General features: G+C 40.7%; 19 protein-coding genes. 4 read left to right on the top strand and 15 right to left on the bottom strand.

The window, feature by feature from the left end; genetic code table 11:
• Positions 1-132: 132 nt before the first annotated feature.
• The 5 genes from HWX64_RS09775 to HWX64_RS09755 all read right to left on the bottom strand — a co-directional run bounded on the left by HWX64_RS09775 (position 133) and on the right by HWX64_RS09755 (position 5548).
• A complete protein-coding gene (locus tag HWX64_RS09775) occupies positions 133-501 on the bottom strand; it encodes a DUF4181 domain-containing protein (RefSeq protein ID WP_175989264.1) in 369 nt (122 codons plus the stop codon).
• Between the two features lie 197 nt (positions 502-698).
• Entirely contained in the window at positions 699-2117 is a 1419-nt protein-coding gene (locus tag HWX64_RS09770; protein WP_175989263.1) for a polysaccharide deacetylase family protein, read from the bottom strand.
• Between the two features lie 268 nt (positions 2118-2385).
• A complete protein-coding gene (locus HWX64_RS09765; protein ID WP_175989262.1) occupies positions 2386-2724 on the bottom strand; it encodes a hypothetical protein in 339 nt (112 codons plus the stop codon).
• Between the two features lie 339 nt (positions 2725-3063).
• Positions 3064-5163 (bottom strand): cation-translocating P-type ATPase, encoded by a 2100-nt coding sequence (locus tag HWX64_RS09760; RefSeq protein ID WP_175989261.1) that lies wholly within the window; start codon positions 5161-5163, stop codon positions 3064-3066.
• Positions 5164-5182: 19 nt separating this feature from the next.
• Positions 5183-5548, bottom strand: coding sequence for a metalloregulator ArsR/SmtB family transcription factor (locus tag HWX64_RS09755; RefSeq protein WP_175989260.1), 366 nt, complete (start codon positions 5546-5548; stop codon positions 5183-5185).
• A gap of 171 nt (positions 5549-5719) precedes the next feature.
• Here HWX64_RS09755 and HWX64_RS09750 point away from each other — a divergent pair, with 171 nt between their 5' ends.
• Complete coding sequence (locus HWX64_RS09750; RefSeq protein WP_175989259.1) at positions 5720-6043, top strand: YnfA family protein; 324 nt, start codon at positions 5720-5722, stop codon at positions 6041-6043.
• A gap of 38 nt (positions 6044-6081) precedes the next feature.
• Here HWX64_RS09750 and HWX64_RS09745 read toward each other — a convergent pair whose 3' ends face one another.
• From HWX64_RS09745 to HWX64_RS09725, 5 genes are all read right to left on the bottom strand, one after another.
• Positions 6082-6507 carry a disulfide oxidoreductase gene (locus HWX64_RS09745; protein WP_175989258.1) on the bottom strand — a complete coding sequence of 142 codons (426 nt, stop codon included), beginning with the start codon at positions 6505-6507 and terminating at the stop codon, positions 6082-6084.
• The gene (locus HWX64_RS09740) at positions 6507-7154 is read right to left on the bottom strand and encodes a thioredoxin domain-containing protein (protein WP_175989711.1); all 648 of its coding nucleotides are present in this window, start codon (positions 7152-7154) and stop codon (positions 6507-6509) included. Before HWX64_RS09740 ends, HWX64_RS09745 begins: the two co-directional genes overlap by 1 nt.
• Before the next feature lie 272 nt (positions 7155-7426).
• Positions 7427-7951, bottom strand: a complete 525-nt coding sequence (locus tag HWX64_RS09735) for a GNAT family N-acetyltransferase (protein ID WP_175989257.1) — start codon at positions 7949-7951, stop codon at positions 7427-7429.
• Between the two features lie 83 nt (positions 7952-8034).
• Positions 8035-8175, bottom strand: coding sequence for a hypothetical protein (locus tag HWX64_RS09730; RefSeq protein WP_175986309.1), 141 nt, complete (start codon positions 8173-8175; stop codon positions 8035-8037).
• Positions 8176-8501: 326 nt separating this feature from the next.
• Positions 8502-10184, bottom strand: a complete 1683-nt coding sequence (locus HWX64_RS09725) for an acyl-CoA dehydrogenase family protein (protein ID WP_175989256.1) — start codon at positions 10182-10184, stop codon at positions 8502-8504.
• A 303-nt stretch (positions 10185-10487) separates the two neighbouring features.
• Between HWX64_RS09725 and HWX64_RS09720 the strand changes: the two genes are divergently transcribed.
• Positions 10488-11435, top strand: coding sequence for a nucleoside hydrolase (locus HWX64_RS09720; protein ID WP_175989255.1), 948 nt, complete (start codon positions 10488-10490; stop codon positions 11433-11435).
• 157 nt (positions 11436-11592) lie between these two features.
• Here HWX64_RS09720 and HWX64_RS09715 read toward each other — a convergent pair whose 3' ends face one another.
• Positions 11593-11964 (bottom strand): hypothetical protein, encoded by a 372-nt coding sequence (locus HWX64_RS09715; RefSeq protein ID WP_175989254.1) that lies wholly within the window; start codon positions 11962-11964, stop codon positions 11593-11595.
• 170 nt (positions 11965-12134) lie between these two features.
• On the opposite strand from HWX64_RS09715, the gene HWX64_RS09710 reads away from it, so the two are divergent.
• A complete protein-coding gene (locus HWX64_RS09710; RefSeq protein WP_175989253.1) occupies positions 12135-12659 on the top strand; it encodes a CBO0543 family protein in 525 nt (174 codons plus the stop codon).
• A 68-nt stretch (positions 12660-12727) separates the two neighbouring features.
• Here HWX64_RS09710 and HWX64_RS09705 read toward each other — a convergent pair whose 3' ends face one another.
• The 4 genes from HWX64_RS09705 to HWX64_RS09690 all read right to left on the bottom strand — a co-directional run bounded on the left by HWX64_RS09705 (position 12728) and on the right by HWX64_RS09690 (position 18487).
• Positions 12728-13270, bottom strand: a complete 543-nt coding sequence (locus HWX64_RS09705) for a GNAT family N-acetyltransferase (protein WP_175989252.1) — start codon at positions 13268-13270, stop codon at positions 12728-12730.
• A gap of 22 nt (positions 13271-13292) precedes the next feature.
• Positions 13293-14459 carry a TraB/GumN family protein gene (locus HWX64_RS09700; RefSeq protein WP_217703496.1) on the bottom strand — a complete coding sequence of 389 codons (1167 nt, stop codon included), beginning with the start codon at positions 14457-14459 and terminating at the stop codon, positions 13293-13295.
• A 195-nt stretch (positions 14460-14654) separates the two neighbouring features.
• Positions 14655-17837 (bottom strand): DEAD/DEAH box helicase, encoded by a 3183-nt coding sequence (locus HWX64_RS09695; protein WP_175989251.1) that lies wholly within the window; start codon positions 17835-17837, stop codon positions 14655-14657.
• A 224-nt stretch (positions 17838-18061) separates the two neighbouring features.
• Complete coding sequence (locus HWX64_RS09690) at positions 18062-18487, bottom strand: VOC family protein (protein ID WP_175989250.1); 426 nt, start codon at positions 18485-18487, stop codon at positions 18062-18064.
• A 245-nt stretch (positions 18488-18732) separates the two neighbouring features.
• Between HWX64_RS09690 and HWX64_RS09685 the strand changes: the two genes are divergently transcribed.
• Positions 18733-19164 (top strand): hypothetical protein, encoded by a 432-nt coding sequence (locus HWX64_RS09685; RefSeq protein ID WP_175989249.1) that lies wholly within the window; start codon positions 18733-18735, stop codon positions 19162-19164.
• Positions 19165-19182 lie beyond the last annotated feature (18 nt).

Here is a 19182-nt window from a genome sequence, read left to right as displayed (position 1 = left end):
ATATCAAATTTTTATAGAAGCCCTGGAAAAAGGGCTTCTATAAAAACTATTTACTGAATTCCTATTACTTTGAATGTCTCTCCATTCGTTACGCCTCATATATTGGCGACTTTAAGTCGTTATGGACAATCATCAAACAGCAATCTCAATTACGCATACGACAATCAGTATGGACAATGAGGTGCCTAACTGAAGAAGTGTGAGAAGCGGAATCTTCTTTTTCTGGTCAAGCTTCCATTCCATCCACGCACTAAGGCTGAAAAATATAACAGCTGCGCTAAGAAAGTAAAGCTCAGAACTTATAATGTCTTCATTTGTAAAACCAAAGTAGAACGCACCTCCCCCTATTAGAGCCAGCAGCATCCCTTCGCACACTTTTTGTATAGGATGCAATGACTTTTTTTCTGTTGAAGGCTGATTTTTTTTAATCCTCTTTTCGATCCTATCACCGATGAGAAATATTAACAGCATAAATGCTGAGGTGAGAGTCCATTCTGTCACTGGCCGTTCTCCCCCTTTCTTTTTTCCCTGGAGCTACTATTAGTTTCCATCAGGATGAGTATGTATTGGAAGCTATAACCAGTTGTCATTCTATCATATTAATCTATCAAGTATTAAGAATATTTAATCAAAGTCAGGGAATAATTTCCCCCTTACGTAAAAAAGACGCATTCATAGATAAATGCGCCTTCTTCAATCTATTTAATTTTACCGTAATGAGGGCCTGCTCCCGATTGCCCCTGAAGTGTCAAAAGCTGGGAGACGGTAATGAATTGGTATCCTTCACTTTCCAAGCTTTCGAGCAGCTCAGGCAGTGCTTTGGCTGTTGATGGGTGAATGTCATGCAATAAGATAATGGACCCTGATACAACTTCTTCTTTCACCTTTTTATTCACCTCATTTGCATTACGTGACTGCCAATCAAGTGAATCAACAGACCATAAAACTAAAGGTGTTTTATTTTCCTTTATATAGTCTTTTACGTCCTGATTATATGCTCCATATGGAGGTCGAAAAACAGACGGGGTTTGACCGCTGGCCATTTTGATCAGTTCATTTGAGGCTTCGATTTCTTTAATTATTTCTTCTTTATTGAGATTGGTGAGATCCATATGGCTCGTCGTATGATTACCGATTTCATGTCCTTGCTGCGCTACTTCCTGTGCAACTGAAGGATAATACCCTGCTTGGTTACCCAGCATAAAAAATGTTGCTTTTGCATCAAATTTATCCAAAGTGGAGAGTATTGCAGGTGTTACCTTTGGGTGGGGCCCGTCGTCGAAAGTTAAGGCTACAACTTTTTTATCCGCATCAAGATCAACGATATCAGGAGTGAATTCTTCAGGAAGTTCATCTTCCGCCTTCTCTTTTAACCCTTCCAGGATTTCTTCATTAAGATAGGGTGCCATTTTTTCAATAGGTATTTCGATGTTGACTGGACCAGCGGCTCCCGCAGCAATTTCATACTCATCAAAATAGAGAGTGAATCCGTCTTTATTTATCGACCATTTCCATTTGCCGGTGTCTTTTAAAGTTTCATTCAAAATATCCTCAAATACATACATGGCTATGTTGCTATCTGCCATTATTTCTTTTTTAACAAGAGAAGCAATCTTCCTCTCAGTGTTGTCTTTAACTACATGCCGCAATGTAAGAACCTTTTCAGTTTCTAAGTTGATAGTAAATGGCTGAATCTCTGTCTTGCCATTTGCTCCCCCTGTATATTGGTAAGATTCCAAGTTGAAACTATAAATGTTGTCGTTAACCTTAGATGTATCAATATGTATGTTCAAATGTGCACGTTTATCTTTACTGAGATATGCTTCATTCATTTTTACATCTTTCATAAACTCATTCTGTTTTTTCTGGATCCAAGCATTGATTTGGCTATTAAGTGCATCACTTTTCGTGTATGGTGTAGCAATTGAAGATGTAAAAAGCTCCCCCTCTTTGGTCTTTGTCTCCAGATTTAATCCTGGGAAATCACTTAGTTCTTTTTCCTCTACTTTTACAACTGCCTTAGAATCATTTTCAACCCATTTCCCTTTTGCAAAAAGGGAAAAAGATGCAATTAACAGAAACAGAATAATACTAATGCCTAGTACTCTTCTATTCATTTCAATCATACCCTTCCAATAGTTTTAATGTGTTCTTTCAAACTTATATATATATAAATCTCTTATACCTTATCCAAGTATAGAATTATATCATCTCAATCTATATAAACAATAGTCGAAAGGAGCTCCAACTTAATGCTCTGATATAAGACATAAACCCCCATCAAGTGTAAAAATCTCCCGTAATCCGGGCGCTCGTCCATACCAAATGGACAAAGGTACATAGAATGTACTAAGTCGAGGTATTACCTCTGGCAAATACGCGGAGTTAGGGGGAAATAATATGTGGTTTCCATATTTTCATGACTGCAACAGAAAAAGAAGAAGACACAACCGCTGCAATTTCTGGGATAACTTGATGTTTATCCACTGCTCGCACTATGATGACGACTACGACCATGATCACTGCAGGCACTCCAGAAGACGTGAAGCCGTTGAACAAAAATGTTTCAAAATCAAGGATTCTCATTCCTGCAATTGCCACAGAAAAGATCATCATCATCATGATGGGGATACATGCGGGTGCAAAAAAGATCACAGCAAGTGCGGATGCAAGAAAGAACATCATCATGGTGGCTGTGACTGCATGAAACATCATAAATGTCATTGTCATAAACACCGCGAACATCACGGAAAAAAATGTAATTGTGGCAGATAATGGAAAAACCCATCCAATATTGGATGGGTTCATTTTTTGGCATTGAACATTTTTTCTACTCAATGTCTTGAGGTATACTCATTTTCCTCTAAGTCCTCTAGTTCTTTTTTCGATTTACGCTTGAAAAATAAAACAACGAGTAGTGCAGGTATGGATAAAATGATGTATCCCAATAGTAGATTTAAAATAGCCTTCAACCTCCTTGGAACGTTTATCATTATTGTAACTCTTTCAACTTGTATTTTGTATGGAAACGTGTGAACATTATGCGAAGCTCATGCTATCTCGTTAGAGAGATTCCTTCTTCTCCCCCACCATGACAGTTAAGCTGATCAAGGTGACTAAAATCGTTGCTCCCATATCAGACAATATGGCGATCCAGAGTGTCAGCAGGCCAGGGATTGTCAGAAATAAGGCAATCAATTTCAGACCGAGCGCAAGTGAGATATTCAATTTGATGATTTTATTCACTCTCTTTGATATTTTAATGGCTGAAGGCAGCTTTCCCAGATGATCCTGCATCAAGACAATATCAGCCGTTTCGATTGCACTGTCAGTCCCTTTACCCATGGCAATGCCCAGGTCTGCAGTTGCCAATGCTGGTGCATCGTTTATCCCGTCACCAACCATGGCAACCTTTCCGCTTGCAGTCAGTTCTTTCACTTTTGCCACCTTTTCATCTGGAAGCAGACCTGCATAGTAATTCGTCAACCCGACTTGCTTTGCAACTTTTTCAGCCGTTTTATTGTGATCACCTGTAAGCATCACGGTATGTTTGATTCCGGCTGAATAAAGCTCATCTATAATTTCTTTACTTTCATCCCTGATTTCATCAGTGATGCCAAAGATGCCCAACACTTTTTCTTCACTCGAAACAATCACCAGTGTATATCCTTCACTTTTTAAAGCATTGATGTGTTCTGAAATATCAGAAGGTAATGTGAAGGCAATACTTTTTTCATTTCCTACCTTGTATGATTTACCTTCAATGACTGCAGATACTCCTTGACCAGATATCGTGCTGATTTCTTCAGGCTCTGCAAGAGAAATTTTTTGACCGTTCACTTTTTCCATCACTGCTTTTGCAACTGGGTGTGATGAAGATTTTTCAACTGAACCCGCCACATGGAGAAAGTTTTCTTCATCAAAAACAACCATTTTCTCTACATAAGGATGCCCCTTAGTCAGTGTACCAGTTTTATCAAATGCTACGGTATCAATCTTTCCAAGCTGTTCAAGGAATACCCCGCCTTTGATAAGGATTCCATTTTTAGCATTCCGGGCAATCCCCGAAACAATCGCAATCGGAGAGGACAGGATCAGTGCACATGGACAGCCCACGATGAGAACAGCCAGTCCTTGGTAAAACCAGAATCCCCATTCTCCACTTAATAGGAGTGGAGGGATGATCATTACAAGAGCAGATATCACCATAATGATGGGTGTATAGTATTTGGCAAAGCGATTAATAAATTGCTCGGTCGGGGTTTTGGTTTCCTGTGCTTCTTCTACCAAATGAAGAATTTTTGCAAGAGATGAATCTTGATATTCTTTCGTAATTGTTACTTTTAGGACCCCTTCGTTGGTAATACTTCCACCGAATACTTTTTCATCCTTTTCTTTTTCCACAGGCATCGCCTCACCTGTAATGGCAGCTTCGTTTACAGAACTTTTACCGGTAGCCACAATCCCGTCGGATGGAATCTTCTGACCGGATTTCACCAGCACCAAATCCCCAACACTCAAGGAACTGATCGGTACTACGCTTTCTTGTCCGTTTTCAATCAGGATCGCTTCTTTCGGAGCCACTTTGAGAAGTTCTTCCATGGACTTCCTTGCTTTTTCCATTCCTAAGCCTTCAAGCAGTTCGTTGATGCCAAATAGGATCGCAACAAGTGTTCCTTCTTTCCATTCACCAATGGAAAAAGCGCCTATTAAAGCAATAGTCATCAATGTATCTATATTGAATTTCAAATTGAGCAGATTTTTCGCACCTTTGATAAAAGTAGGATAACCACTTGTGGCTGCGGCTGTAAGGTACATGATTACAGGCACGATATTATTCAATTGAGTGTCTACATATATAGCTGAAAAGAAAATGATCGCCGACAAGCCGATCAGGATTTTCATTTTATCACTGCTGGTATGGGAATGGTCATGTGCGTGACCCTGGTCAGAATGAGCATCAGGATTTTCTTTCATAATTGCCGCTCCGTCCGATGAAAGAATTTTTTCAACCTTATGCATGTCGACTCCATCACTTAACACCAGCTTACTGCTGTTATAAAGGATTCTTGATCCCTCTCCGTTTTCTAATTGATTAATTCTCTCCTCCATTTCCCTCGCACAGTTGCCGCATGTAAGGCCCTGAAGTTTATATTCATTCATGGATATTCCCCCGTGATAGTTAGTGATGTCTTGCATGATGCATCGTCTGCTGAAGCATGTTCATCACATGATCATCATCAGCAGAATAATAAAGCGTTGTCCCTTCACGTCTGTATTTGACCAATCGAAGATTCTTCAAGAACCGTAATTGATGTGAAACTGTCGTTTGGAGGAGTGACAATCTTTCCGCAATTTCATTTACTGAATGCTCCTTTTGAGCTAATAAATGCAATATTTTCACCCTTGTCGGTTCAGATAATGCTTTGAACGTTTGCGTAACGATGAAAAGTGTTTCTTCATCGATTTCAACACAGTTTTCCTGATTGCTGGCTGACTCTGCATTTTTAAACTCGACTAATTTATCTTCTTTATTATTTTTTCCCATGGTGTCACTCCTATTCTACTTCAATATATGACAATGTGTTCATGTATTGTATTTTTATGATAAAAAAAGTTCGTGGAGCTGTCAAATATAATATGTAGAGGATATGTTCTGGCAGCCGCCTTTGATATACTTGTACCAATCTCTTCTATTTTATGAAAGGTAGTGTTTAACATGTTGACAGCCATTGGTTTATTTATCATTGCAGGGCTGGCGGAAATTGGCGGAGGTTACCTAATCTGGCTCTGGCTGAGAGAAAATGCTTCACCATGGTATGGGGTATTCGGCAGCTTGATCCTGGTGTTGTACGGAATCATTCCAACGCTGCAAAACTTCCCGACCTTCGGAAGGGTGTATGCTGCTTACGGTGGAGTGTTCATCATCCTTGCCATTCTGTGGGGGTGGTGGGTCGATAAAAACACACCTGATATGTATGATTTCATTGGTGCTGCTATATGTATGATTGGTGTGTCCGTTATTTTATGGGCACCAAGATAGAGAAAAGCTGAAGTCATGACAACTTCAGCTTTTCTTTATTATTTGGATTTCGTCCAGAAGAAAGTAAAGATAGTGATCAGACTAAATGCGGTCAATGCCAAAAATGGAATCGTGATGAAGCCTAACCAATTGATATATTCTGCATTGCATGGAACTCCGCTTGCACATGGCTTGATGCCTCCAAATCCTGGCACCTTCTGCTCCAGATAATGAAAAACTGAAATGATGCCTCCAAATATGGACATTGGAAGGACGATTTTCTTTAAGCCTGAATCATTTTGGAAAGTGGCTACACCGAGTATCAGGGTCAACGGATACATGAATATCCGCTGATACCAGCATAGTTCACATGGAATAAACCCTTTCACTTCACTGAAATATAAGCTTCCCAAAGTGGCAGTGATTGAAATCAGCCAGGCTCCATACATGAAAAGTTGGGTTTTATCAATCTTTTCCCCGTTCATTACTCCTGACCTTCTTCAATAAGTGATTTAATTCTTTCATAATCATATGGATCTTCTAATTTTGTTCCGTTGATAATAATTGTCGGTGTTTGCTCTATGTTAAATTCTTCTACCAGATTTGTATCGATGTTAAGCTGGTCTTTGGCTGCTTCACCTTCAATATCCTTTTTCAATTGTTCAGCATCCATATCTGTGGTCTTTTCAGCCACTTCAACCAGCTTGTCCACTGTCACCCAGGCAGCATCATGATTTCCGCCTTGAGGCTGCTCTTTATATAATTCCTTCTGGAACTCCCAATAAGAATCGGGATCATGTTTAAAAACTGATTCTGCAGCCTGTGCTGCAAGGATCGATTCTTCTCCATGGAATAAAACATTTACATACGTTAAATTCGCTTTGCCCGTATCAATAAAGTCACTCTTGACTCTAGGATAAATCTGTTCTCCCCATGCTTTGCATGCGGGACACTTGAAATCCCCGAACTCAACGATCGAGACAGGTGCACCCTCTTCGCCGAGGATCGGCTGACCATCCGTCGATGGATGAGACTCGAGAGTTTCATCCTTAGGCTGCGCTTTATTATTCAGCATGACTATCGCTGCTAATAGTACGGCAACCAATAGAGTAATGATAACTAAGTATTTCATTGGTGATGCTTTCTTTGTACTCAATGCGTTCTCCCCCATTTTATAAAAATAAGCATAAGACTATCATAGCATGTTTATAAAACCCATTAGGCAAAAAAACTGACAGAAATTCGACAATCAGCATAGGCTGCCACTGTTGCAGAAATGAATTAAATTGATAATGAAGAAGGCTGGGACACAACACTTTGTCCAGCCTCTTAAATCTTTTCATATATTTATTAATCAATCTTTAAATTTATCTTTTTTTTCTTGCAAGAGAGCAATCATATTCATTAGATTCCAAAAGGATCAGAATAACGAACTGTGCCGGTGATTCCCTTAAGTCCGCCTCTTTCTAATTCCATCGCCATAAAGTATTCGTCCCCTATGTCAATTGGGGCTTTTATTTCAAACTCACTTGCCCGTTTAAATCCAAAGCGGGGATAGTATGCCGGATGACCCAGCACGATCATTGAAGTATATCCCAGCTTCCTTGCACGTGCAATTCCTTCCTGTATCAGGGAAGTCCCGATACCCGTCCCTTGATAATCCGGGTGTACCGCAATAGGGCCCAATGCGACGGAGGGAATCATTTTTCCCGTATGATTCTCTATATGTATTTTACTGAATAGAATATGTCCAGCCAAGAATTTTCGATCTGTCACCGCGACAAGAGAAAGCTCCGGAATATATGCCTCACTCTCCCTGATTTTCTCAATAAGAATCGATTCATCTTCCTTCTTAAAAGCGAGATCGTTTACATCTTTTATTAATGCAAAATCATCCATTATTTCCTGTCTGACCACCACTTCAACCATCCTGCATCCCCCTATGTGAAGACCCGTCCCTTAACGCTTCATATAAGGGACGGGCCATTGTCATTATGTTAATGATAACCGATTCAATATTCGATTTCATCATAATCTTTTGGCTGGGGTTGTGGTTGGGACTGTACGTTCTCACTGTTTGAAATATTCTCTATGGTTTGCATGTCGCCCTTTTCCTTCAGTGGTACATCTTTATTATGTTTTTCTTCTTTCAATATACGCATCTCCTTTCATTTGAGTTGGGAATAATATGTGCAGTAGAGAAGGAAAACATGCCATGACTAGTGATAATTTGTTTTAATAAAGCTCTTTTCTATACTGTGTTGCTTAGAACACAAGAAAATTTTTGAAGTAGTATGAAAACATCAAAGTTGGTTACCCTTGTTACTAATAAACCCAGCGGTGGAGGTGACCCCATGATCAAGAAAAACTGCACGTGTAAGCGATGTAAATGCCAAACAAAAAAAGAATGTGATTGTCCATGCTGCTGTGAAAAATAAAAAATCCCCGGGCACCTGTATGCCTGGGGAATCCACCACTACTAAACTTTAACGTTCACTGCTACGATTTCATCAAAATATTTAAGTGATTTCATTTCTGAATCCAGCCACTCATTCTTTTTCCAAGCATTCTCAATGAACACTTCTGCGATCATTCGCTTGCGCTCGCCCCCAAATAATGCTGCATCACTCAATGCGACGACACTTTCATAAACCCTTACCATTAACTCCGCTATACGCTTACTGTGATACGTCTGGGTGTCTTCATGAGCACTTGCTACTTTATCCAATACGGTTTCCAGGATAGTCAATCCTTCTCGAACCGTTGTAGTTAACATACTAAGATCCTCAGGAAGTCCAGCAATCACCTTCTTCATTTCCTTGATAAACAACTCATGTACCTCATGTTTCTTCATCAAGCGGAGCACTTCAAGACCTAGTATATTCGCGGTCCCCTCCCAGACGGTAAGTACTTGTGCATCCCTTAGCAGGCGGGGCAGAACGAAGTCCTCGATATACCCGTTGCCTCCATGAATTTCAATTGCTTCATGTGAAAAATGAATGGCCTGTTCTGCACTCTCTTTCTTCAAAATGGCGATGAGCAGCCTGGTGAGCGCCTCTTCATCTTCAGTTGTGGGGATATCATCATTTGCTGCGCGGTCAAACTTTTCCACCAAACTGAAGACTGCACTCGTCTCGACCTCTTGTTTAGCAGCCAACTGAACGAGACTTTCTCTGATCATGGGGTAGTGCGTCAGCTTCTCACCAAACGCCTCACGGAAACACGCATAATTTCTCGCTTCCAAATAGGCTCGGCGCATGATACCGATCGACGCAACGGCATTGCAGATCCGCGACAGGTTCAAGGCTTCCATCATATAATAAATGCCTTTATTCGGTTCACCCACAAGGTATGCTTTCGCTCCATCAAACTCGATTTCAGCAGAAGGTACAGCACGAACGCCAAGCTTATCCTTCAATCTGCGGATATGAATGCCATTCAATCTGCCGTCCTCCTTTCTCCATGGCACTGCGAACAAACTGAGTCCTTTTGTACCTCCTCGAGCACCGTCGATCCGTGCCAGGACCATTGCGACACCGCACATACCGGAATTGGAGGCGAAATACTTTTCTCCAAAGAGTTCATAGCCATTGCCCTTCTCAACCGCACGCACTGAATTCGCCCCTACATCCGAGCCCCCCTGTCTCTCGGTCAGGAAAGTAGCTCCTTCATACAATTCGACTTCTCCCGTCGCCAACACATGCTTCAAGAACTTTTCTTTCACTTCCGATGGTGCATATTTTTCCAGCAGCAGTGCCGTTGCCATTGTTAATGTGACTGGACAGTAAAACCCTGGCTCGGTTTGTGACAAGAGATATCCTTGGGCATAGGAATAAAGATAATTTCCCTTGCACCCCAGTTCGGGTATTTCTTTGTGTATATAACCCACAATTCCTTTTTCATAAGTCTCCTCGACTGTTTTCTTATAACCTTCATTCACCCAGATCTCTGAAATTTCTTCACCGAAGCGATTATATTTGATCAGCCGGGGCTGCCCTTCACGGTCGGTGTGAACCGCCCGCTCATCGATACTGACAGCACACATTTCACCGAAATCGGCCAGTTCCTTATTCGCCCATTGATAAAAATCGCCTTTAAGATAGCGGCGCATAAGCTGCTGAAGGTGAGGATCCTCAAGATAAAAGTTTTCTATTTTCTTCATTATGTACCTTCTCTCCTTTTACTTATTTTCCTGCAGCATGGCGGCAGTCCTGAACGGGTACATTCATTTATTTCTCACCTATAGATTCAATTTCTCTTGAACTATATCGTTGCTCATTTTATTTTAAGAATATTCCGATACTTTCATTTTACCATTTACGGTACCGTTAAGTTCAATAGTTTGGGTAGAAATTTATAAAATTTATTATGAATGGAGCATGATCCTAGTATTCCGGCCATTTTGACACGGGACAATATCCGGTTCCCATATAATGTGAAAAAAACAGGGCAGGAGTGTTTCCTTGTGAAAAAGAAGGTTCTGCTTTTCGCTGATGTCGGAATCGATGACACCATTGCGCTAATTTATGCATACTTAAGTGATGAGATAGAACTTGTCGGAGTTGTAGCGGATTATGGAAATGTACCAAGGGTTCGTGCAATCCAGACAGCGAATTTCTTAATGACATATGTTCCGGAAGAAAAGAAGTTTCCTATTATCGGGGGCGCAGAAATTCCCATGACAGCCAAAGAACCAATATTTTACCCGGAAATCCATGGGGAGTACGGCTTGGGGCCAATCATTCCCGATAAATTAGGGAACACAACTGAAAACTTTTTCGAAATCGTGAAAATCATTGAACAATATGATGGAGAATTAACCATAGTGAGTGTAGGAAGGTTAACGTCGCTCGCAACCATGTATATTCTGTACCCTGCCTTAATGGGTACAGTGAAGGAAATTTATGTGATGGGAGGCGCATTTTGGGTTCCGGGAAATGTAACAGCGGTCTCAGAAGCAAACTTTTATTCAGATCCGGTTGCGGCAAGACTGGTGATGAACTATGCGGATAACTTAACAATCATTCCACTGAATGTCACTGATTATGCAATCGTAACGCCTGAAATGGTGGACTATATAGACTCCAAAGGACGTACGGAGCTGTTAAAACCCCTGCTCGATTACTATTATGCTTTCTATAAGGAACGAAATCCAGATATTCAGGGTAGCCCTGTACATGATGCGATTACCCTTATGGCCCCTCTTTATGAAGATATGTTCACCTTCAGGGAACTGCCCGTTTATATTGAGACAACGGAAGGGCGTATCAATCAAGGGCAAAGCATCACAGATATCAGGCCGTATATCAAGTTTGAGGAAGATGCTAAAAAGCACCGCATTGCATTCGGATTTGATTACAGGAAGTTTTTTAACCGATTTATGTCAGTTATGACGGGAGAAGTCTTTGAATGAGCGTATTGCTCAAAGGACTCTCTCTTTTTTATTGAATTTCTAAAATAACATGTAAACTAAAAACCCGAACTGACTTGCCAGCTGGATGGCGAATAAGTTCGGGTATTACTTAGGCTAAAACTTATTTGTCCCAGCCACTTCTTGGACGTATAAGTGATTACTCACCAAGCGTCTGATCACTTTTAAAGGGAGGTGACGTTTGATCGTGTTCCCTTGTTGCGTTAGTTGGATGCATCTTAGAAGTAACTTGTGGTAATAATTCATCTGCAAATTCTGTCATTCCGGCAGCATAAGGCCGATTTGGCTGTTGAAACTTGTGTTGCATATTATTTGCAAAGCTTTTTAACGGTCCAAACGTGCTCGCAGACATTCTTCCTCTTGTAATGGCAAATACAGCACCCATCACTGCTGCCCCAATTAGAGACCATAGTAATGTCCCTCTGTTTTTACGTCTTTTCCTCATGAATCCCGTCAACTGCATCAAATTCCTAGTATTAATGAGTGATGTTAACCACTGAAAATTATTCATTTGAAATCCCCCTTTTAATGACAGCTACCCTCTTATTATCTCTTGAGTGTTAAACCTTTATTAGTGGGAAAGTTTACTCTTTAAGAACTACTTGGATACAGGTTCATGATTGAATAAATACACTCGATAAGGAAAAGTTAATAAGAATACTTCAAGAAAGGAAAGAAGAGATGAAACGCAAATTAGAAACCAAAGTATTGCGCGGCTTGATGATATTTGGGTTTTTGGCTTTCTTTCAATTGATTCGGAAGCCCCCTATGAAAGACTGGAATATTGTCTTCCTGCTGAAAAGCTATGTTGCAACTTTTCTTGATACAATCGTTGTGCGAAACGGCTATATTAAATATCCAGTCACTCTCTTTAAGTCATTTGATATCAGCGTCATTTTCAGTTATCTGCTATTCCCGGTAACTTGTGTATATTTTAATCAATTGACAAAACACTCAAGATTTCCAGCAATATTTTTAATTTGCACAGCATTCAGCCTCCCTATGGCACTTGTAGAGCATTTTCTTGAAAGAAATACGAAACTGATCGACTATAAACGAAATTGGAACTGGCTCTTCAGTCTTGGTTCAATCTTTGGATCATTTATTGGAGTACGTTTCCTCTACAAACTCATTAGTTACCTATCAGAAAAATATACCTTACAACCAACTTCCAGTATGGAAATAAAAAAGAACCAGTTGAGATAATCTCCTCGGCCGGTTCTTTTCGTTGATTTAAAAAGGGAAAGAGGTTACGTCTTTCTCCCTTCGTTCTTTTAATGATTACTTTCATAGTCTTTCTTCACAATTCCATAGATATCAATATCTTCAAAATGACCAGAAAACAAACGATCCTCTTTCAGTACGCCTTCTCTTTTTAATCCAGCTTTTTGAAGAACGGCTATCGAACCAGTGTTTTTCGACAAGGCAGAGGCAAAGATCTTGTTAAGACCAAGATCTTCAATTCCGAAATTCATCATTTTCTTCACTGCTTCAGTGGCAAGTCCCCTGCCCCAATAAGGTTGCCCTATCCAATACCCAAGCTCACCCTTCTGGTTTTTTTTATCGACACGTAACGTAATGGTTCCAATAAGTTCATCGGTTTCTTTCAGGGTGATCGCCAATGGATATTCAGTGCCATTTTCGAATAAAGCCGGCTGGATATCGATCCAATCAATGGCGTGCTGTAATAAATACGGCTGAGGCAAGCCGATAATCCCCGCTACCTCCTTATTGCTTGCGAGCTTTTGTATATCCGGGGCGTCGCTCTTCGTGAAGGGTCTCAATTGGAGTCTATTGGTGGTTAATGATTTGAACATTTTATTACACCCCTAAATAATATTAAAGGTTTTCGAAGAATAATCTTACGACATCTGCTCCTCCGATAAAGGTTCCCAATGAACTGCCCAGGTTGGCTAATACTACGATTAATAATACACGAGTCACCTTATTAGACCAAAATCCCTTCACACTTAATACATCTTCAGATAATCGGTCGAAGTCTGCAACATTCGGACGCTTAAAGTAAGCCTGGACGGCCCCGGCAAACCACCCCGCAGCCAGCAATGGATTGAGCGAAGTGATAGGCGCTGCAATAAACGCGGTTAATATGGCCAATGGATGCCCGAATGCAATTGCCACACCCAGAGCAGAAAATCCTCCATTCCATAAAATCCAGCTGATTGACTGCTGCATACCTGCATCAGGGTTGGAAATGAATGTGTACGCAATGAGTGCCAGTATGAAAACCGGGATCCCCCATCCTATGATTTTAGGAAGTTGGGATTTTGGCGGGCGTTCATTTAATTGATCAAGATTATGTTCCTTCTTGATCTCCTCTTTAATTCCAGGAACGTGCGCCGCACCCAGCACAGCAACAATTTTCTTTCCTGGAGCTTCTTTTATCTTTTGAGAAAGATATTGATCTCGTTCATCAATCAATGGTTTCTTCAAGCGAGGAAATGTTTCTGTAAATTCATTTAACATCCCTTCAAGCATATCCTTCGATTTCAGCTTCTCAAGCTCTTCTTCTGAAATATTGTCGTTACTAAAGATGCTGTATATGATTTGCATAAGTAATTTTGCTTTTCCAGTAAACCCTACATTACTCCAGATCCGGGAAAACGTCACCTGTATATTCCGATCAGCGAGGACAAGTTCCGCTCCTGTTTCCTTTGCAGACTCAATACCTTGGATCATTTCCTGACCAGCTTGAATGCCCAGTTGTTTCGCCATTCTTTTTTGAAAAGAAGAAATCGCTAAGTTCATCAATAAGAATGTCGCTTTACGATCTTTTATCACTTTGAAAATATCCGTTTCCTTCCATTTGTCCCCTTGCATGATGGACTGGTATCTTTGTTCATCCAGCTCTACACACACGGAATCAGGCTGTTCTCTTTCAATGACTTCCTTAACTTGTTCTGCGCTCTTCTTTGAGACGTGGGCAGTGCCGATCAGTATGTATTCTTTACCATCCAGGCTCAATCTTGTTATGTTCTGTTCTTCCATTTCTATAGACATCGGGTACCTTCCTTTTCAGGATAATTTAAACATTTTCAACCTTTAATTATTTTACCATTATTATAAACATTTGCCTGAAAACTTTTTTGCATATTTATATAATATCTGGACTTTGACTGTTTAACGCTGCTTTCATTACCCTGAGTAGTCCAGACTTTTAATTAAGATACTATGATATTAACATTATCCATCATCTTCAATCATTAATATCTCCTTGATATCTCTTTCGCTGAGGTAATTTCCCTTTCCCTCAGCCGGATCAATGATCTCTTCGATCATACTTCTCTTTTTCTCCTGAAGTTCATTGATTTTTTCCTCTATCGTTCCTTTGGCTACAAGTTTGATAACCTGCACTACATTCTCCTGTCCCATACGATGAGCGCGGTCAGCAGCCTGCTCTTCAACTGCAGGATTCCACCAAGTATCATACAGGATGACCGTGTCTGCACTATGAAGATTTAGACCAGTTCCACCAGCTTTTAGCGAGATAAGGAAGATATCCCGTTCCCCTTTATTGTATCGATTACACAGGTTCAGCCGTTCTTCCGAAGGTGTTTCTCCGTCCAGGTAAAAAAAGGAGGCGTTTTTCTGTGCCAGCTCTCTTCCAATTAATTGAAGCATGCTGGTGAATTGTGAGAAAATCAAGACTCTCCTGCCTGAGTGATTGGCTTCTTGAAGGATCTCCAATAGATGCTCCATCTTGGCGGAGCCTCCTTTATAACCGTCTACAAATAGTGCCGGGTGGCAGCATAATTGCCTCAACCTTGTGATACCTGCCAGGATTTTGATTTTGTTTTTTCGCAGTGTATCTTTGTCCAGATGCTTCAGTGTGTCGTGACGCAGTTTAGCAAGGTATGCAGCATAAAGTTTCTTTTGATCCGGAAGCAATTCGACTGTTTCCCGTGTTTCAATTTTTTCCGGAAGTTCATCAAGCACGTCTTCTTTCACCCTTCGAAGCATGAAGGGCTGGATCCTGCGGTTAATCGTTTTACGGGTGAGCTGGCTGTATTCCTTCAGGCCAAGGAATAGCTGTGGGAAAACAACATGATAGATCGACCACAATTCCTCAATTGAATTTTCGACCGGCGTCCCAGTCAGAGCGAATCGATGACTGGCCTGTATTTTTTTTACTGCTCGAGCCGTTTGAGTTACAGGATTCTTAAAAGCCTGCGCTTCATCGTAAAACACTGCAGAAAAGTTCTGGTTTTCAATCCAATGAATATCCCGCCGGACAATCGGATAAGACGTGATGACGACATCGACCTTCGAAATATCTGCTTGCAGTCTTTTCCTATTCGTTTTGTTTCCGTCCAGGACCATTGCTTCAATACCCGGTGTGAATTTAGTAAATTCACTTAACCAGTTATATGTTAATGAAGAAGGACAAACAATGAGTGCCGGTGCTTGCTCTCCTCTGATTTCATTCATAATCGACTGAATGAATGCGATGCTCTGCAGAGTTTTTCCCAGGCCCATGTCATCTGCAAGAATGCCTCCGAAACCGTAATGAGCAAGCGTCTTCAGCCATTGATAGCCTCTCTTTTGGTAATCTCTTAGAGTATCGGCAAGATTAACTGGCACCTTGAATTCCAGGCTGTCTGGGTTACGGAGCGTGGCGAGGAACTCCCTGAATGATTTTTCAATCTTAAATCCTTGGCTTCCGTCGACATGATCAAGAAGTTCGAGACATTGATTCATAGGGAGTTCCAGTCCATTTGCCAGAGATGTCGGATTAACCTCCGCTCTCTGAAGAAAGCGCTCGATTTCATGGGCTTCCCTAGTCTCTAAAGACATCAGGGAACCATTCGGTAATCGGTAATATTTCCTTTTTTCTTCTAGGGCTGAAAGTAATTCATATACGTCTCTTTCCGCGATACCGTCCATCTCGAACTTGAATTCGAGCCAGTTGGTCCTCTCTCTTTTTACCTTGACTCTGATTTGCGGCTTCGCGTTCCCACGGAATATTCGATTCCTTACAGCCGTAGTGGCATAGATTCGAGCGATCTTTTCAAGCTTTGGCAATTGATAATAAAGAAAATCGAATTCCAACTCTTCATTGTGAAGAAAATAGCCACCCTCAGTCCGGGCAAAGGAACTGCCCTCCATGTGGGATAAGATGAGTTCTTCCTTTTCGATATCCCTGATCACCAAAGAGCCAGTTGGCATTTCATGGTCTTCCAATGGGTTTATGACAATATGGTCATATTGAAACTCCAGTCCGGCAAGCAGCTTATTATTCACTCGATCCAGGTAAAGCTTTGCAACCAAGGGTGTATTCATATACTGATCAGATAACGTTTTTGAAATACTCACCTCACCCAGTTTCTTAAGATGAGGAGCCACTTTTTCTAAAAAAAAGCTGATTTTATCTTTAGGAATGGCTATTTCATCTGTTTTGGATTCATCAAGCATTGCTTTTAGTTCGGCTAGCCGGCTGCAGTCCGTCTCATTAAGTTCAAACAGTTTACCGCCGTAAAGGATGGAATTGTATGGCTTTAAAAGGACCATTCCGGATAGCCCTAGAATACGTAAGGTATATTTGCTTCCTTCCGATACGTTAAAATCAAATTTTAAAGGTAACGTTTTCTTTGATTGCTGGATATCGTAGAATTGTTTATCTTTTAACTTCACCTTAACGTCTGAAACTTTTACCAATAAAGGGAGAATGACTTCCCATGAGGACGGTGAAAGAATCAATGTATCTCTGGCTGTTTGGACTCCACCGTTCAGTTCGTCTATGTAGATTCGTTCATCGATAAGTACTTTCATCAATTCTCTCACTAAAGCATCTACTTCTCTTGCCAAAAAATATTTCCTTGGAGTATAAGTAAAGCCTTCAATTACCTCGAAAGGTCTTCCTTCGTTCAACGTTTTTAAAAAGGCACGTATATCTCTTATCGGATGGTTGTTCAAGAAGATTCGAATACCTATTAGGTTCTGACCATCGGCAATTGAGACAGGCAGACATATAAAAGCTGCGTTGACAGCTTCCCTTCTTTCAAAATGACGCTGTTCTCCACTTGAAAGGCTTTCTTTATTATTGAACAAAGTGAAAAAGTCTTCAGTCAAATCTTGTCCGGATGTCTGTTGTTTACGCTGAATGGTAATCAATACTGCAGCGACATGCTGACAAGAAAGATCAAATGAAGCAAGTTTCGGGCAGCTGCAGTCCGTATGCAAATCGCCAGAAGCGTCTAGTTTGACTGTGACCTCAAACTTTTCGGCACCGTTTACCACAGCTCTACAATGCTTTCGCCTATGCTCAGTGATGGTGACTTTATTGGTGCGGACGTAAGTTTCTCCCCTCTTGAAGGAGACAGTCCCGCACATATCTTGAATGATTGCAGGAGTTAGCTTAAATTTCATGTTTCTCTCCTTCTAGCTATTACTAAAGGTTATGGATAGGTTGATTGTATCATATTTGAGTACGAAGTCCTGTTCATTTTAATTGGAGCAAGAAACAATCATCGAAGTAAAAAAAGAGCCAGCCTTCATTGAAATGAGGGGAATGGCTCTTATAGCAATTATGTAAAGTTCTGGGAGAATTGAAGATTGTATGGGTGACGAATACGATATAGATTTAAAGAAATTTACTTTCCTTCACCAGTATAGATCTGGAATGTCACTCCAAATTTATCTATTACGCAGCCGTAAAGCGGGCTGAAGAATGTTTTCTGTAAGGGCATCGTTACTTCCCCGTCTTGCTTTAATCCATCAAATAGTTTCTGAGACTTTTCTGGATCACTGGTTGTGATACATAGTGTTACTTGACTTCCTGTCGAGTGGGGCTGCCCTGGGAAGGTGTCACTGAACATTATTTCAGTTTCACCTATTTTAACCGTTGCATGCATGATACGGTCCTTAGCTTCTTCCGGCAGTTGAAATTCGGGATCTTCCGGGCTTTCACCAAATGTTTGTGAGTAAAGGATCTCTGCATCCAGAGCTTCCTTGTAAAAATTCATTGCTTCCTGCGCGTTTCCATCCATCACTAAATAAGAAAAAACTTGTACTGTCATCTTAAATCAGCTCCTAAAAAGAATGATTGTTCTTATTGAACCTCCACATAGATAACCTCGTAAAACGATTCAAGTTTATACCATCACCCACTACATTATTATCATAACGAATGGAACAGATGTTCGCAATATGATGTTTGGATTATTTTTCACATTTATGAATTTTTAACTATTGGACCATGGTCTATCGATAGAATCCTTCTAATAGGTATATAGTAGACACTTTATATCTGGAGGTGCTCTTAATGTTCGGTACCGTTGAAGTCATTCCTTTAGAAAAGTTAATCGGCCATGATGATATATATGGAAATCAGATTTGGCCGAGCCGGTTGAAGCCTGGAATAGTAAAAAAAATTTGTTATCGCATTTATAAAGATTCTTCGTCTGTCACATATGATATTAACGGAGGTTTTAAGAAGTACGTAAATGTCGAAGACTGTTTATCTTCTTCTGCCATTTATAGGGAGACACTCTCATTTGAAACTGCATATCAACTGAAGGATACAGTGATGATCGAAATTGCCGGTTTGAAACGAAAGGCAGCAGTGGATTCCATCGAAGTGAATTGGATGGACGATACGTGTATTGTCCGTTATGCGGTAAGGGATAGAACAGAAACGGTTTATTATGGGGTTTCTGAAAAATTATTGGAGAAATGGAATGAAGGCTATCAGTGAAAAGCCGGCACAGAAGGC

The sequence above is a fragment of the Bacillus sp. Marseille-Q1617 genome, from assembly GCF_903645295.1.
Taxonomy (GTDB): Bacteria; Bacillota; Bacilli; order Bacillales; family Bacillaceae_B; genus Rossellomorea.
Note: the sequence above shows the minus strand (reverse complement) of the source record. Positions and strands in the feature narration are given on the sequence as shown.

What these genes read in the sequence shown, in the direction of transcription:
- HWX64_RS09690 (WP_175989250.1), bottom strand. Translation starts at nt 18,487, where the DNA reads ATGACAGTACAAGTTTTTTCTTATTTAGTGATGGATGGAAACGCGCAG.
- HWX64_RS09725 (WP_175989256.1), bottom strand. Translation starts at nt 10,184, where the DNA reads ATGAAGAAAATAGAAAACTTTTATCTTGAGGATCCTCACCTTCAGCAG.
- HWX64_RS09755 (WP_175989260.1), bottom strand. Translation starts at nt 5,548, where the DNA reads ATGGGAAAAAATAATAAAGAAGATAAATTAGTCGAGTTTAAAAATGCA.
- HWX64_RS09740 (WP_175989711.1), bottom strand. Translation starts at nt 7,154, where the DNA reads ATGAAATACTTAGTTATCATTACTCTATTGGTTGCCGTACTATTAGCA.
- HWX64_RS09750 (WP_175989259.1), top strand. Translation starts at nt 5,720, where the DNA reads ATGTTGACAGCCATTGGTTTATTTATCATTGCAGGGCTGGCGGAAATT.
- HWX64_RS09710 (WP_175989253.1), top strand. Translation starts at nt 12,135, where the DNA reads ATGAAACGCAAATTAGAAACCAAAGTATTGCGCGGCTTGATGATATTT.
- HWX64_RS09685 (WP_175989249.1), top strand. Translation starts at nt 18,733, where the DNA reads ATGTTCGGTACCGTTGAAGTCATTCCTTTAGAAAAGTTAATCGGCCAT.
- HWX64_RS09765 (WP_175989262.1), bottom strand. Translation starts at nt 2,724, where the DNA reads ATGACATTTATGATGTTTCATGCAGTCACAGCCACCATGATGATGTTC.
- HWX64_RS09700 (WP_217703496.1), bottom strand. Translation starts at nt 14,459, where the DNA reads ATGGAAGAACAGAACATAACAAGATTGAGCCTGGATGGTAAAGAATAC.
- HWX64_RS09705 (WP_175989252.1), bottom strand. Translation starts at nt 13,270, where the DNA reads ATGTTCAAATCATTAACCACCAATAGACTCCAATTGAGACCCTTCACG.
- HWX64_RS09695 (WP_175989251.1), bottom strand. Translation starts at nt 17,837, where the DNA reads ATGAAATTTAAGCTAACTCCTGCAATCATTCAAGATATGTGCGGGACT.
- HWX64_RS09745 (WP_175989258.1), bottom strand. Translation starts at nt 6,507, where the DNA reads ATGAACGGGGAAAAGATTGATAAAACCCAACTTTTCATGTATGGAGCC.
- HWX64_RS09770 (WP_175989263.1), bottom strand. Translation starts at nt 2,117, where the DNA reads ATGAATAGAAGAGTACTAGGCATTAGTATTATTCTGTTTCTGTTAATT.
- HWX64_RS09735 (WP_175989257.1), bottom strand. Translation starts at nt 7,951, where the DNA reads ATGGTTGAAGTGGTGGTCAGACAGGAAATAATGGATGATTTTGCATTA.
- HWX64_RS09760 (WP_175989261.1), bottom strand. Translation starts at nt 5,163, where the DNA reads ATGAATGAATATAAACTTCAGGGCCTTACATGCGGCAACTGTGCGAGG.
- HWX64_RS09715 (WP_175989254.1), bottom strand. Translation starts at nt 11,964, where the DNA reads ATGAATAATTTTCAGTGGTTAACATCACTCATTAATACTAGGAATTTG.